The organism is Bacillus sp. 1021, assembly GCF_014534735.1.
GTDB lineage: Bacteria > Bacillota > Bacilli > Bacillales > Bacillaceae > Bacillus > Bacillus siamensis.
On sequence record NZ_JACVSR010000001.1, the window covers coordinates 1,206,324 to 1,220,361 of the forward strand.

Consider the following 14,038-nt stretch of genomic DNA (forward strand, 5'->3'; position numbering starts at 1 on the left):
TCCTGCAGCATTTGTTTTTATACGATTTTCGGTGTAACAGGCAAGACCTTTTTGACCTCGGACAAAACCCGTTCACTTTCTCCGCCCGCATAAATAGATATGGTTCCGCTGTCCTGATTGGAGCGGATCAGGCGGCCGATTCCCTGCCGGACTCTCAGCAGCATGTACGGCAGATCAACCTCCTCAAACGGATCTTTTTTCGCCCCGTTCCGCTTTGCGGTAAACACGGGATCATGAGGCGGATATGGCAATGCCCAAATGGTCACATTTCGAAGCGAGTCACCCGGAATGTCAAGACCTTCCCATAAGTGGACGGAACAAAGCACGGATTTTTCATCCCGCTGGAATTTTTCGACCAGATTACTGATCTCTTCGTCACCTTCGTAATATATCGGATACGGCAGCTCCCATGCGGCAGCCTGTTCTTTAAATTCCTTCATGTCTTCAAAGGAAGGGAAAAGAACGAGGGTGCGGCCTTCATTCTCCTTAATCGTATCAATCGTTCGGGCCGTTTTCTGCTCAGACGTCATATCACCGTGAAGAGAAACTGACATTTGCTCCTCGTAATCGTACGGTGACTCAACAGTAAATGATAAAGGATCGCGGATTCCGAGACTGTCTGCAATATAATCAAATGAACCGCCCTCAGAAAGAGTGGCTGATGAGAAAATATAAGGGATCTTTTTAGAGAAGACCTTTTCTCCAAGCACTTCGGCTACAGTTCTCGGCATAACGACAAATGTTGAGTCCGTATCCTGCGTTTCAAGCCAGCTGATGGCGTCCTTTTGATACAGTGAAAGGGAATATGCCATTTGTTCGACGTATTCTTCTACGACTGACAGCTCGTACTTATCGATCGTATACATTTCCGATTCAAATACGAGCGCTTCGCCTATTTTATCGAGCAGACGGCACAGTTCATCAGCCGCACGCTTCACGCGCTGGTCGTTTTGGATGTCCAATCGGTGAGAGCCGGTGATTTCCTTCGATTCCTCTGAAAGCACGTAGAAAAACTCATCGTTTGCAGCAAGGGAATCTTCAATCAGTTCGGCAAATTCTTCTCTGATGTCATTTTGAAGCAGGCGCTCTAAAAACAGCTCAAGCGTTGATTGCTTCACGCGATAGGTTAACGCTTTTTGCGCGGCGAATTCCAGAAGATGCCCTTCATCAAACACGACGGCGCTGTGATCCGGCAAAAGCGGCAGCTGCCCTTCCCTCTTGCGTGATTCTTCCGTCCATACATGTTCCATGTAAAAATCATGGGAGCAAACGATCAGGTCCGTTGATTTTCTGTAATGATCTCTTGAAAGGGTTAAACCGCATCTATGTCTCATATCACATGTTAAACAATCCTGGAAGGAATCATAGCTTACGCTTGACCACTCTTCATTCGTCAAATCAGCGTACTGCTTGCGGTCTCCGTACGGATAAAAGCGCTGCATCGCTTGTGATTCGTGCACGAATGAAGGCAGCGACTCATAAAGATCCAGCCACTTTTCATCATCAGAACGCTGCATCGTTTTTTCAAGCTTTTTCAGACACAGGTACTGCTCGTGGGATTTTGACAGCCGAGTATCAATCTGTAAATCCAAATGCTCTGTCAGCTTGGAAATGTCGCCTTCTTTTTTGACAAGCTGTTCAATTAACGTTTCATCGGCGCATGCAATAATCGCCGGTTTCCCCGTATATCTGGCATAGCTGATGGCAAACAGCAGATACACCAGCGTTTTCCCCGTACCGACTCCTGCCTCAGCGAACATGACCTTTTTTTCTTTAAATGCCCGTTCAAGCTGAAACGCCATAAATACCTGCTCATCCCGAAGGTCAAAGCCTTTTTCGGGAAGGATATCGTAAAACACGTCACCAATCCAATTGTTCAATTCTTCGTAAAAATTCTTTTCTTTTGTTAAAGCAAAAGGCAAACGTGATGTTGTCACCCAACTCCAACCCCTAACTATTCGGCATTCAGACCATCTATAATATCATTTAACCCTTTTCAATACAACAAAAAAACTTGGCCGCGCCAAGTTTTTTGATTTTCATTTCCGATTAAAGATATGCGAACATAAAAACGGATGGTCTGTTGAATGTGTATGTTTTACTGCATTTTCAAGATCTTCCTGTGCGTGAGTCATGGCGGAAGGATCGAACTCCGCTCCAACTTCCTGCAGCTGGGAAGAAGTTGCGGCCAGCGCCTTTTGTATCTTACTGAAGTGCTCGCTGTTCAGCATAAAATAGATCACCTCTCAAATAGAAATAATCATCATTCTATGCCGATGCTTCACTTTCTATACATGCTTCCTGAATGATTGGCACATGACCTGCACAAACTACAACAGATATTCGATCGAATATCCATCTTCACAAATTTATTCTATCCGGGAGTGATGGTTACATGAGTTATAAAGATCGATTAGATCAGCATTCTGAATTGTTTCATCACAATTGGACGCGGCCGAAACGCTCTAAATCGCAGGTGAACGGCCACACCGAAATGTCCCAGACCAACATTATTTTACGGAGCAATGCAAAAGCGCACCGCTGGTAATGGCAGAATAAATGTAAAGATGCCGGAGAAGACGCTGTTTCAGGCGTCTTCTCTTTGTTGCGGCTTTTTCCGCTGCGGCCTCACTTTAGCCCAGTACTGATAATAATCCGTTTTGATAAAACCGTTAAAGAGCTTGCGCTTTTTTGTCGCTTTTCTTCCGTAAACCTCTTCAAATTGTTCATTTGACGTTAAAATGTAGATAGACCAAGTATCAAGAGATTCAAATGCCCGGCCCATTTCTTTATACATCCGCTCGACTTCCTTTTTTTCGCCGAGCCGTTCGCCGTACGGAGGGTTTCCGACGATTACGCCGAATTCGAGTTTCGTCGTAAAATCCTGCACCCGCATTTGCTTGCATTCAATCAGGTCTCCAAGCCCCGCTTCTTCTGCGTTTTCTTTGGCGATGTTGACCATCCGGTGATCCACATCACTGGCAAAAATCTGCAGCGGCTGATCATAGTTCGCCTTTTCTTCCGCTTCAAGACGCGCTTTGTCCCACAGTTCTTTTCCGATCCATTCCCAGTCTTCCGACACAAAATCTCGGTTAAATCCGGGAGCAATGTTTTGCCCGATTAAAGCGGCTTCAATCGCTATCGTGCCGGAACCGCAAAACGGATCGACGAACGGACGGTCAGGCGTCCAGTTCGTTAACAGAACTAAAGCGGCAGCGAGCGTTTCTTTTATCGGAGCTCCGCCCTGATCAACCCTGTATCCCCGTTTATGAAGGCCTGTTCCCGATGAATCCAGCGTGATGACGGCTTTATCTTTTAAAAGCGAAATCTCCACCTTGTACTCGGGACCCGTTTCTTCAATCCATTCATTTTGGTTTCCTGATTGCAGTTTCAGCTTTTCCGCTATCGCCTTTTTGACGATCCGCTGGCAGTCAGGCACACTGGCAAGCACTGATTTCACGGACTTTCCGATAACAGGAAATTTTGCGTTTTCCGGAATGTATGCGCGCCAGTCAATCGCTTTTGTTTTTTCAAACAGCTCATCAAACGTTTTTGCCTGAAACTCGGCGACCTGTACTTTGATGCGGTCAGCCGTCCGCAGCCATAAGTTAGCGCGGCAGATCGCAAGCGCGTCCCCTTCAAAAATGACTTTTCCGTTGTCTACTTTGCATTCATAGCCTAAATCACGCACTTCTTTGGCGACAATCGCTTCAATTCCCATCGGCGCCGTCGCGATTAGTGTGTACTTCTTCATCGTATCACCCTGTCTCTTTTCAGCTTTCGTTTCATTCAAGATAAAAGCTCCCCTTTAAAGGAGAGCTCTAATTTGTCATATCAATAAATGTTTAACGTTCTGTAAGCCATGTTTTGTTCCATCGTACTGCAATCGGCTCATCACCTCGTACTCAGGCGGCAATCATCTATCTACAGAAAGCATTCTGTCCTTCTATCTGTTCAGTTCCTTCAAGAAGGTTCCCCTACCAAAATTTGGGTTTCTCGCTCGAGGGGTTTACCGCGTTCCACTCTCAACATTTCTGATGAGACTTCGTCACTGTGGCACTTTCAAGGATACTCAGCCATATCCGGAGACTTAGGCTTTTTTCCTGCCGTCAGCCTATCAAGGCTGCCCTAGCTTATTTCTTCGCTAGGCACGAACACTACGGGCATCTCAGCACCGTGCGAGCATGGACTTTCCTCTACAGATTCAAAGATCTGCAGCGATTACCCGAACGTTAAGAACACTTGTTCATTATAAAGCAACTTGTCTCATTTGACAAGTGCATCTGTCTTATTCGTCGTAAAGCTTGCTGCCGAATACATGTTTCTCAAGGTTGGACAGCCTTTTCAGAATGTCAAAGTTGGTCGTATTAGACTGCACCGGCTGTTTTTTGCTTGCTTCTTCAAGCTGTTTTTTCAGCTGCAGATTTTCCTGCTGAAGTTCTTCAATTTCTTGATGGAAGGTTTCATAATCCTTAATAATCATATCTAAAAATTTGTCAACGTCTTCTTGTCTGTAACCTCTAACGCCTGTTTTAAATTCTTTTTCCAAAATGTCTTTCGCAGAAAGCTTTACTTTATCAGCAAGCATCTTTTTCACCTCGTATCGTGAATCATCATGTTATATTTTATTCAGAAACACGTCCCGTTGTCAAATGTTCTCTGACATGTTATGTAAAGAAATCTTCTTCTTCAACGGCAGCCCGGAGATCGTCCATCGTAATCGAATAAATCGGATAACCGTCTTTTTCACGGCGTTTTTCCGCCTGCTGCAGCATATATTTCGGCGATCCTTCCATTTCAGGATCATATAAAAGCAAAAGCGCATCTGACTTTTCAATAAAAAACGCGTTTTTCTGCCGGAATTGAAGCGGGCTTTCATATGGCCGATGCGTCAGGCTCTCCTCATAATCTGCCTGTGCAAGCACAGATTCATACATTTCTTTATTCGGTTCCTTCCACTTTTCTTCCTGGCCGTAGAACGGCGTGATTACAGCAACCTTTAATTCCGGATACTCTTCCCTGAGATCGTACGCCGTTTCTGCCGCCCATAGTTCCGTCCCCAGCTGTCCGGATATGAGAATCCATTCCAAGCCTTCGTCAAGAAAGCTTCTGAGTCTGGCTTCTATCGCCTTTTTTATATAAACGAGCGCCCGGTCATCATGTTTAAAGATACCGAGTTCAAACGGCTTGTACCCCGTTACGGCTAATACTTTCAATTGATCACCTGCTTTAAAAAATGGGGCTCCCATCGGGCCCCATTTTGATTTGCTGATATCCTTACCGACCATGCTTAAACGTTCAATACTAATGATCGCAGCAAGGGCTTCCGCACTGAAAATGCTGGTGAGTTGTCGGGTCAACATTTGAAAAAGTGTGCGGAAAGTAATGAACGTGCTCAAAGTTGTGGTGATTTACGTTAGTTGTATGTTGCGGATGAATATGCGGCACAACCGTGTTAGTAAAACAATGGTGTTCACAGCAATTAGTCGGATGAACAATCGGCGGCATTACGTTTGGTCTGCAGCAATGATGATGATGATGGAACATGCTAAATCCCCTCTCCATTAACTTTTATTACACTGTTAGGTTATGAAGATAAGCGGGTGCATGTTCTAATTCAATCACCCAATTTAGAAGTGCATCAGCAGACTGTCTTTAAAATTCGAAAATACAAACGCAATCAAAAAAACCACGACAAAGAACAAGTAAAAAACACCTTTATACATACCAACTCTCCCCTATAAATAACTAACGCTATTTTACAGGATGCGGCACCATTCTACAACAAAATCGATGTTGATTCAGAAAAAAATATTTTTGGCGAAACAGCTCGGCTTTTGCGCTTTCCCGGGCAATATTTCAAGAGGAATATTTCCTCTTCAGCCGGCCAATTCTCACATGGAGTTTCTCGGCTTCTTTTTCCGATATTTCCTCGTCTTTTGCGGCCAGCTGCGCGGCCTGCAGAGCTTTTTTGAAATCTTTTGCATGATGCTCAAAATAGATCGCCAGCTCAACCGCTGATTGATGTCTGCATATGTGAAGATCAGAGCCTGTCAGTTTCTCCCAAAGGGGCACGGCGTCTTGCCTGCGGTTTTGTTTTTTATAAAGCATCGCTAAATCAAAAAGGGCCCGATCCGAATCTTCAAAGGCTTTGCCTCGCAGCGCTTCCAGCTGTGAAACAGCCCGATCGGTTTCTTTATGGGCGATAAACCACTTCGCCATGGCGTAGGCTTCCTGATGTTCCGACGTCTGATCAGCGGATGCAAAAATCTTTTTTGACATATGGATGTATAGAGCAATAAGGGAGAGCACGTCTTGTTCATTATGCAGGAGCACTCCCTTTAAAAGATCGGGATCCTCCGCCTTTAAAAATTGGAAATACAGCATCGGCGCCAAATACCCGGGCGTGTCTTCGTCCCTTTTAAAGGCAAGCTCTTCATTTTCAACCGCCGAAAGCGATACACGCTCCAGTTTATGTTTCCAAAGCCGTCTCGCCCCGTGCAGAAGATCAAAGTGGCCGAATTCAGGAAGTTTCGGAAGTCTGTCCCGCAGCAATGTGTGTCTTGTTTTGACCTGAGGCCAATCAAAGGCTTTGCCGTTATACGTAACAAGGGACGTAATGTCAACCTCACTTAAAAAGCTTTGGTAAAGAGCCGCCTCGTTCCCCGGCTTGGGAAGCAGATGCTGTTTGACTGTGACACGGTCTTCATATACCCTCGCATGACCGAGCAAAAAAATCATATTGCCGGCCCCGCCGCCGAGTCCGGTCGTTTCAGTATCAAAGAAAAACAGCTGGCTCTTTTCGTATCCTTCGGCTGATAAAGTATGCGTCAAACCGCCTTTATTCCATAACGCCATGACGTCATCAAGTTCACTGAAGCTGTACCGTCCGTGGCGGTGCGAAAGCGGATAAACGGTTTCGCGGATAAGACAGTATTCATCTTCAAAGAAGAAAGGTTTAACTCCGAATGCCTCCCATTCTTCTTTAAACGGGACTTCAATATCCGGGTCCGAAAGCGAAGAAGCAGCAGGCTTTATTTCAGCTTCCGGAATATTCAGGTGGTTTTTCATCCGCTTTAATTTATTTTTCAAGGACATCTTTCGTCCCCCTTTTCTTTTACACGTAATTCAAGAGCCGGAGAATCGCTTTCTTTGCATCTATTCCCTCTATTTCGGAGCCGATGCAGGAAGGACATCCGTCTTGACATGGACATTGTCTGATCAGACGCATAGCCCCTTCATTGATTTCATCAAATCGTTTATATACTTCATCAGCAAGTCCGATTCCGCCCGGATAATGATCATACAAAAAGATTGTCGGCAGTCCCGTATGAGCCGCTTTGATCTGCGGCACGACATGCACGTCATTTCGGTCGCACATGACGTATACAGGCACGATATGCTGCAGGACGTGAGCAATGCCTAAAAGCAGCTGCTCAAGCGTTTTTTCGCCGATCTCAGAATCCGTCTCTTTTAATTCAAGCCAGGCTGCACTTGTATGCAGCTCTTCTTCAGGAAGATGAATCGGTCCTGATCCTATATTTTCAAATGTCGTCATTTTTATTTTTTTAAATATCGTCGGAAGGGCATTCACGGTCACGTCCCCGAAATGGATGGCCGTTTCCCTTCTGCTGTCCGTTCTGTCGATTTCCAGCACTTTCAGCTGCACCGCTAAATTGGCATCCGTATAATATTCGACATCGACTTTTCGCACGTATGCTTTTTTGTGCTCCCAATCAAGCTTTTCAACCTGATACTGCACCCCTTCATGAAGATAAATCGCTTCATCGTGAAGAAGCGTCATCGCGCTGAAGCGGTCCATTTCTCCGATAATTTTCACATCGGCCGTCTCTGATTGGTCCACGATGACCACGTTTTCCTGCGAGGCCGAACGAAGACTGATGTTTGAAGCGGGAAATGAATCGCTCGCCCAGTGATATCGTTCACGATTTTCATGAAGCACCCCTTCTTCTTCTAAATACTCGAGAATGTCTTTTGCCTCATTTTCTCCGAATGTTTCATCTGCTCTGAAAGGCAGCTCATACGCCGCGCATTTCAGATGATCGACCAGTATAATGAGGTTATCAGGATTAATCCGTGCAGATTCAGGCGAGCGTTTAAAGAAATAATCAGGGTGGCGCACAATATATTGGTCAATCGGATCAGAGTTCGCGACCATCACAATCAGCGCCTCCCCCTGCCGCCGTCCGGCCCGGCCCGCCTGCTGCCACGCGCTCGCAACACTGCCCGGGTATCCCGTCATCACGCAGACCTGAAGCTGGCCGATATCAACGCCGAGCTCCAGCGCATTTGTGCTGACAACACCGAGAATACTGCCGTCTCTTAATCCCCGCTCTATTTCTCTTCTTTCCTTCGGAAGATATCCGCCGCGATAGCCTCTGACAGACTTCGCGCCGATTTCTTTTTTTACGATTTCCTGAATGTGGCTTAAAATAATTTCAACCCTGACGCGGCTTCTTGCAAAAACAATCGTCTGGATCTTATTTTTCAGAAATGTTTTGGCTAGCTCGTTCACTTCCACGGTGGCGCTTTTCCGAATATGCAGCGGTTTATTCACAATCGGCGGATTGTAGAAAGCAAAGTGCTTTCTTCCGCTCGGAGCGCCGTTGTCGTCAATCAGCCTGACAGGATTTCCCGTCAGCTGCTCCGCCAATTCCCTCGGATTGGCGATTGTTGCGGATGTGCAGATAAATGACGGCGTGCTTCCGTAAAAGGCGCAGATTCTCATTAAGCGGCGGATGACGTTTGCCACATGGCTGCCGAATACGCCGCGGTACGTATGTAATTCATCAATGACGATATATTTCAGGTTTTCAAACAGACTCACCCATTTTGTATGATGGGGAAGAATGGCTGAATGAAGCATATCGGGATTTGTAATCACAATGTGTCCGGCCTTTCTGACCTTCTGCCTGATGGCCGGAGAGGTATCGCCGTCGTAAGTAAAACTTTTGATGTCCATGCCCATCTCATCTATGATTTCGTTCAGTTCGCTTTTTTGATCTTGCGCAAGCGCCTTTGTCGGAAATAAATAAAGCGCGCGGCTTGTGGAATCTTCCGCAATAGACTGGAGAACCGGAAGATTATAGCACAAAGTTTTTCCGGAGGCCGTCGGTGTGACGGCCACGATGCTTTCTCCGTTTTGAATCGTCTGGAAAGCGGAGTATTGATGGGTAAAGAGCCTTTCGATTCCCCTCTTTTCGAGAGCCGCCCGGATCTTCGGGTCCACTTGATCGGGCATTGGCATGGTTTTGGCCTCCCGCGGTTCCTCTTCATGCCAATGCACAATATTTTCGTGATCTTTTAATTCCTGAATCAGTTCGCTCAGTGATTTTTTCTTCATCGTTCACACCTCTTTATGAGGTACAGTTTACCGAATATTTGTTTGCCTGGCTAGATGAAAATACTTTACAAGAAAAAAGCAGGGAATCAGCCCCTGCCTACTTCATTTTTATTGTAAAAAGCTCTGTTTGTCCTTTTTTCGCTTCATTTGCGCCTGCAAATTGCAAAGGCTCCGCGGCATCGCCGTTCATAATGACCATAGGGATGACGGTGCTGCTTGCTTTTTCTTTTATTAAATCCAGATCGCAGGTTAAAAGCAGGTCGCCTGTCTTGATTTTGTCCCCTTCTTTTACGTGTGCTTCAAAGCCTTCTCCGTTCATGTTGACGGTATCCAAACCGACATGTATCAAAAGTTCCGCTCCGGAAAGGGTGCGGATGCCGACTGCGTGTTTTGTATGAAACAGCTGAATCACTTCTCCCTCAGCCGGTGAAACAATATCTCCGTTTGCAGGTTCGATGGCGATCCCGTCCCCCATCATTTTTTGTGAAAATACGGGATCCGGCACTGAAGCCAAATCCATCACCGCTCCGTCAGCCGGAGAAAAAATCACTTCCTCGGCCGGCTTTTTCCGGCTGTCTCCCAATCCGAATAATTTTTTCAGCAATGTGTTGTGCTCCCCTTCCTAAATGTGAATCCGTTACCAGTTTATTCTCCACTATTTAACCATACTTTCTTTTTTCCTTCAATTCTTAACCATACGGGATAACAGTGCATAGTCTGTTGTAAAAAGGCGGTGATCCTATGGAACAAAATGAAGACGATAAACGTTATTTGGAAAGAAATGAAGACATCCTCAGCCATGCGATGGATCAATTTTTTCACTCAGGCCCCTTCTCAGAATTGATGCAGGGTTTTCAGCATCTTGTCAATTCTGCTTTTACTGAAGCACAAGTAACGATTGACGTCAGAGAAGAGCCCTCGGGCCTTGCGGTTGACATCAGCGTCCCTCCGACGTTCCGTGACGGGGATATGCTGGTGGAAACGAAGGGGTGCTACCTCCACGTGACAATCCGGCACGATCACAAGCAAGCCCATTCATCCCATGTGTCTTCAAGTATGACAAGAACCGTCGTCCTCCCTTATGAGGTGCGGGAAGAAGATATGGAAACATCCTGGAATGAGCACACGCTTACCATCTTTTTACCTAAAAAATAAGCATGAATGATAGACATCATTCATGCTTTTTATTTAAAGATACTGGTAAATCCTTTCACCAGCGATCCGACCTGGTTTACGGCGCTTACCATCTGCCCCGTTGTATCTATCATTTTATTAAAGTCAAACTGTCCATTTGTCTTTTTAAACTGTGAGAGTATCCCTGAGAATTGGGAAGGCTGCTGCTGATTCGGTCTGGGAACGGGGTAAGGATTCACAAATCCCGGCGGCCCCCCGGGCATGCCTGCCTGAGGCGGGGCGGGAGTGTACGGCTGCTGCATATGACCGTATTCCTGATTCGGATAAAATTGAGGCGGAAACTGCCCTTGCTGATGATACGGCGGCTGCTGTATTTGCTGCGGATACGGCTGCGGCTGTAATGGCTGCATCTGCTGCTGATTCGGCTGCGGATAGAAATATCCCGCCGGCTGCTGGTACATATTTTGATACGGCTGCGCTCTCCATTGCATATGACATTCCCCCTGTGCCTCTCGCTTAGTTTCTTCTATATATGTATGAATCCCGCCTTGGTTATGTGCTTTCGGAAAGCCTCATCTTTGTCAAATGCTGTCGAAAGTCTTAATTTTTTAAAAACAGAAAAAAGTCGAATCGTTATGTTAACATAATCTCAACATACATGAGAGGGGATGCACCATTATGAACGTATCATACTTAAGAAAACGTTTTGCAGAAGTGAAAAAATATGAAACAGATTGTGCAGATAAACTGATGGACTTTGCCAAGTTCCTCTATATTCAAGGCCATCTCACCGCAACCGAATTTCGTAACAGTATGAAGGTTCTCGAAGCAAGTGGAGCAGAAAACCCGGCGTATGAATAACATACCCGACCCCTTTATATAAAAGAAGGCAGCTGTTTCAGCTGCCTTCTTTTTCAATTTCATCTCTCAATATACGAAGCGTATATAAAACAGATTCAGTTAGATCCTTGTATCTTTTTTTATGAATATGATGAACATATGATTGGAGGATCAGCTCTCCGAAATTTTCTGAAACGGCCTGAATTTGGGCGTGATGAACGTATTTCGGACGGTTTTCCTGAATAAACGCAAGCGCTGCTTCAGTCCAAATCGCGCAAAGCCGGTCTTTTTTTTCAACATCGGGTTTAATCACATCAAAAAAATCATATGAACGGCCGGTTTCTTTTCCTTCCTGATATCTTCTGTCGGCTTCAAGAGCCGCCTCTATCATTTGTACTGTCAGTTTCAATAACGACTGTGTCTGCAAACGGACTCACCTCAGTACATATCGTACCAAAGTTTTCACATAAAATCAGCTGATCCGGCAGGCTCTCGGCAAATCCTTTTTACGACGGTCAGTCAAAAACAGATCATCAATACAAACATGAAGCTCGCGGGCCTCTTCTTCAATGCGGGCAAGCCGGTCCTGCCTGATTTCTTCAGCTTCCGCCTGACAGGACTTAACTGCCTGTGTAAGCGTCTTTTCAGCGGCAGAAATCCGGACTTCGATATCAGAAAGCAGACGGAGAATATCAGCCTTACTCGTGTAAACAGACATTCATGTTCCTCCCTTTTGTCACTTGCGTCTCTCCTGATATAATTCTCGTTTTCATACCGCTCTCCTCCGCACCTGACAAAACTAGAAGCAGTTCGGCAAACAAACAGAGATTAACCTAAAAGACGGACTTTTCGACAAAAAAGTGCCGCAAACTTTGTATGAACCGGCACGTTAATGCAAACGATACAGTTGAGGAGGTGCCGTATGAAAACGAGACCGAAAAATGCAGGTAAACAACAAAAAAACGAATCAAAAACGACTGATACGCTTGATAAAAAATTAGGCGGCCCAAACCGCCCTTCTACGTAAGACACCGCCCGAAACCGCAGCGAACGGTTTCGGGCTTTTTATTTTTTAAGCCACTCTTTAACCGCGAAAAGCGCGTGAAGCTCCCGCCTTTTCTGTAAATACCAGTCCGTCAGTTCAAGCTGTTTCGGCATTTTCTCCTGTAAAAAAGCCCCTTTCCTTAACCTTTTTTGAAACCAATCCGCCTTTTTGCCGTCTAATGAGTGGGCAACAATCGGATAAGTTGTCCTCAGCATCGGTGACGTTCTTTTTTTGATGCCGATCATTTTCTCCATATCAAAGCGCGAGCCGGTATGAGGAACGGTATCGAGAAAACGGTAAAAAGAAGCGTGAAGATCAGGACTGAACAAAAGACGGGCAAGCTGTTTTCCGAGCGTAATTCTTTCTTCTGTTTTTGAAAACCGTTTGACGGAAATTCCGTATAAACATCCGTCAAATGAGGGGAATATCACCGTGTTAAAGTGAAACCAATCACTTAAATAAAAAGGAATCGTACCAAAAACATTCTTTTTAAACGAAGGATTTTGTATAATAGGTGCTTGGATAGTGTTTTGTTCATTTATAATAAGAGCATACATGAGCCGTTCCGTATCTCCGTCACGCCAAAAGCGGAGCCATTCTTCCTGCATGAAAGCCGAGACGCGGAAATAAGGGAGATGACAGAAAAGAGGTTCGCCGATCTGTTTTGACCACTGGTAGATCAGAAGCTGAGGATAGGCATCAGAAAAAATCAGCCAATTCGCCCTCTCATACGAAAGGAAAAACCAGTTCTTCTGCCTGCTGTCAAGACCCTCCTGATAAAGGACGCCTCTTAAATCAGTCATCGACCAGCCCGCATTGCGGGACACAAAAGATGCCAAAAGCGGCCATTTGATTTCAGGATGGCGGTCATAATATGCTTTATAGGCATTTGTCCTAGAAATGTTATCGGCATTTTTTATTTTCGTCTCTTTTTCGATCTGATGAAGAATGGCGGTTACGGTCTGTCGTTTATGCACGTTCATTCACTTCCGTCACTATGAGTTTGATAAGGAGGATGGAAAAAGTGATTCGGTATCCGAATGGAAAAACTTTTCAGCCGAACAAAACGGTTTCATCCCAAAACAGCCAGAAACGGTCCCATTCATACAGTAATCGCGGCATGACCCTCGAAGACGACCTGAATGAAACGAATAAGTATTATCTGGCTAACCAAATTGCGGTTATTCACAAAAAGCCGACTCCCGTCCAGATTGTAAACGTCCATTATCCGAAAAGAAGCGCCGCAGTCATTAAGGAAGCTTATTTTAAGCAGTCTTCGACAACCGATTACAATGGGATTTATAAAGGGCGCTACATTGATTTCGAAGCAAAAGAAACAAAAAACAAAACGGCATTTCCCCTGCAGAATTTTCATGACCATCAAATTGAGCACATGAAGCAGGTGGTCAGGCAAGACGGCATTTGTTTTGTTATTATATCCGCTTTCGAAAAGGTTTATTTCCTCGAGGCCGACAAGCTGTTTGTCTTTTGGGAGAGAAAGGAGAACAACGGCAGAAAATCGATTCGCAAAGACGAATTAGAAGATGCTTCCTTTCCGATTTCCCTTGGATACTCACCGAGAATTGATTATATTAGTATTATTGAACAGCTTTATTTTTCGCAGGGACAGTAGACTGAGCGAAAGGTTGATTAAC

18 protein-coding genes, 1 other RNA gene and 1 pseudogene are annotated in these 14,038 nt (G+C 45.3%); 5 read left to right on the forward strand and 15 right to left on the reverse strand.

Features of this window, described 5'->3' with window-relative positions; all coding sequences use genetic code 11:
- Positions 1-17: 17 nt before the first annotated feature.
- Complete coding sequence (locus tag ICW23_RS05775; RefSeq protein WP_188154166.1) at positions 18-1,937, reverse strand: ATP-dependent DNA helicase; 1,920 nt, start codon at positions 1,935-1,937, stop codon at positions 18-20.
- Between the two features lie 102 nt (positions 1,938-2,039).
- Positions 2,040-2,231, reverse strand: a complete 192-nt coding sequence (locus tag ICW23_RS05780; RefSeq protein WP_016939051.1) for a hypothetical protein — start codon at positions 2,229-2,231, stop codon at positions 2,040-2,042.
- Between the two features lie 164 nt (positions 2,232-2,395).
- On the opposite strand from ICW23_RS05780, the gene ICW23_RS05785 reads away from it, so the two are divergent.
- A complete protein-coding gene (locus ICW23_RS05785; RefSeq protein WP_003153548.1) occupies positions 2,396-2,548 on the forward strand; it encodes a YpzG family protein in 153 nt (50 codons plus the stop codon).
- A gap of 39 nt (positions 2,549-2,587) precedes the next feature.
- Here the strand turns inward: ICW23_RS05785 and ICW23_RS05790 are convergent, their stop codons facing one another.
- From ICW23_RS05790 to ICW23_RS05830, 9 genes and pseudogenes are all read right to left on the reverse strand, one after another.
- Positions 2,588-3,754 carry a THUMP domain-containing class I SAM-dependent RNA methyltransferase gene (locus ICW23_RS05790; RefSeq protein WP_188154209.1) on the reverse strand — a complete coding sequence of 389 codons (1,167 nt, stop codon included), beginning with the start codon at positions 3,752-3,754 and terminating at the stop codon, positions 2,588-2,590.
- A gap of 97 nt (positions 3,755-3,851) precedes the next feature.
- Positions 3,852-4,233: RNase P RNA component class B (rnpB, locus tag ICW23_RS05795), an RNA gene on the reverse strand.
- 55 nt (positions 4,234-4,288) lie between these two features.
- Positions 4,289-4,588: a cell division regulator GpsB gene (gpsB, locus tag ICW23_RS05800; RefSeq protein WP_003153541.1), complete on the reverse strand. Its 300-nt coding sequence runs from the start codon at positions 4,586-4,588 to the stop codon at positions 4,289-4,291.
- Between the two features lie 79 nt (positions 4,589-4,667).
- Positions 4,668-5,216 (reverse strand): SLOG family protein, encoded by a 549-nt coding sequence (locus ICW23_RS05805; RefSeq protein ID WP_029575374.1) that lies wholly within the window; start codon positions 5,214-5,216, stop codon positions 4,668-4,670.
- An 88-nt stretch (positions 5,217-5,304) separates the two neighbouring features.
- Positions 5,305-5,547 (reverse strand): spore coat protein CotD, encoded by a 243-nt coding sequence (cotD, locus tag ICW23_RS05810; RefSeq protein ID WP_076982573.1) that lies wholly within the window; start codon positions 5,545-5,547, stop codon positions 5,305-5,307.
- 83 nt (positions 5,548-5,630) lie between these two features.
- Positions 5,631-5,738, reverse strand: a pseudogene (locus ICW23_RS05815) (hypothetical protein); the annotation flags it as partial.
- A gap of 121 nt (positions 5,739-5,859) precedes the next feature.
- Entirely contained in the window at positions 5,860-7,098 is a 1,239-nt protein-coding gene (locus tag ICW23_RS05820; protein ID WP_188154167.1) for a ribonuclease H-like domain-containing protein, read from the reverse strand.
- A gap of 19 nt (positions 7,099-7,117) precedes the next feature.
- On the reverse strand, positions 7,118-9,364 hold the full coding sequence (locus ICW23_RS05825) for a DEAD/DEAH box helicase (RefSeq protein WP_188154168.1): 2,247 nt from the start codon (positions 9,362-9,364) through the stop codon (positions 7,118-7,120).
- A gap of 97 nt (positions 9,365-9,461) precedes the next feature.
- Positions 9,462-9,968 carry a PTS sugar transporter subunit IIA gene (locus tag ICW23_RS05830; RefSeq protein WP_016939058.1) on the reverse strand — a complete coding sequence of 169 codons (507 nt, stop codon included), beginning with the start codon at positions 9,966-9,968 and terminating at the stop codon, positions 9,462-9,464.
- Positions 9,969-10,105: 137 nt separating this feature from the next.
- Here ICW23_RS05830 and ICW23_RS05835 point away from each other — a divergent pair, with 137 nt between their 5' ends.
- Positions 10,106-10,519, forward strand: coding sequence for an Hsp20/alpha crystallin family protein (locus tag ICW23_RS05835; RefSeq protein ID WP_045927220.1), 414 nt, complete (start codon positions 10,106-10,108; stop codon positions 10,517-10,519).
- A 29-nt stretch (positions 10,520-10,548) separates the two neighbouring features.
- Here the strand turns inward: ICW23_RS05835 and ICW23_RS05840 are convergent, their stop codons facing one another.
- The gene (locus ICW23_RS05840) at positions 10,549-10,989 is read right to left on the reverse strand and encodes a YppG family protein (protein WP_223152205.1); all 441 of its coding nucleotides are present in this window, start codon (positions 10,987-10,989) and stop codon (positions 10,549-10,551) included.
- 187 nt (positions 10,990-11,176) lie between these two features.
- Between ICW23_RS05840 and ICW23_RS05845 the strand changes: the two genes are divergently transcribed.
- On the forward strand, positions 11,177-11,359 hold the full coding sequence (locus tag ICW23_RS05845; protein WP_003153532.1) for a YppF family protein: 183 nt from the start codon (positions 11,177-11,179) through the stop codon (positions 11,357-11,359).
- Between the two features lie 37 nt (positions 11,360-11,396).
- Here the strand turns inward: ICW23_RS05845 and ICW23_RS05850 are convergent, their stop codons facing one another.
- Positions 11,397-11,765: a YppE family protein gene (locus ICW23_RS05850; protein WP_045927218.1), complete on the reverse strand. Its 369-nt coding sequence runs from the start codon at positions 11,763-11,765 to the stop codon at positions 11,397-11,399.
- Positions 11,766-11,810: 45 nt separating this feature from the next.
- Positions 11,811-12,056: a DUF5446 family protein gene (locus ICW23_RS05855; RefSeq protein ID WP_016939062.1), complete on the reverse strand. Its 246-nt coding sequence runs from the start codon at positions 12,054-12,056 to the stop codon at positions 11,811-11,813.
- 204 nt (positions 12,057-12,260) lie between these two features.
- On the opposite strand from ICW23_RS05855, the gene sspM reads away from it, so the two are divergent.
- Positions 12,261-12,365: an acid-soluble spore protein SspM gene (gene sspM, locus ICW23_RS05860; protein WP_016939063.1), complete on the forward strand. Its 105-nt coding sequence runs from the start codon at positions 12,261-12,263 to the stop codon at positions 12,363-12,365.
- Between the two features lie 38 nt (positions 12,366-12,403).
- On the opposite strand, the gene ICW23_RS05865 is transcribed toward sspM, so the two are convergent.
- Positions 12,404-13,366, reverse strand: a complete 963-nt coding sequence (locus ICW23_RS05865) for a DUF2515 domain-containing protein (RefSeq protein WP_032864901.1) — start codon at positions 13,364-13,366, stop codon at positions 12,404-12,406.
- A gap of 41 nt (positions 13,367-13,407) precedes the next feature.
- Here ICW23_RS05865 and recU point away from each other — a divergent pair, with 41 nt between their 5' ends.
- Entirely contained in the window at positions 13,408-14,016 is a 609-nt protein-coding gene (recU, locus tag ICW23_RS05870) for a Holliday junction resolvase RecU (protein WP_029575375.1), read from the forward strand.
- Positions 14,017-14,038: the final 22 nt, after the last annotated feature.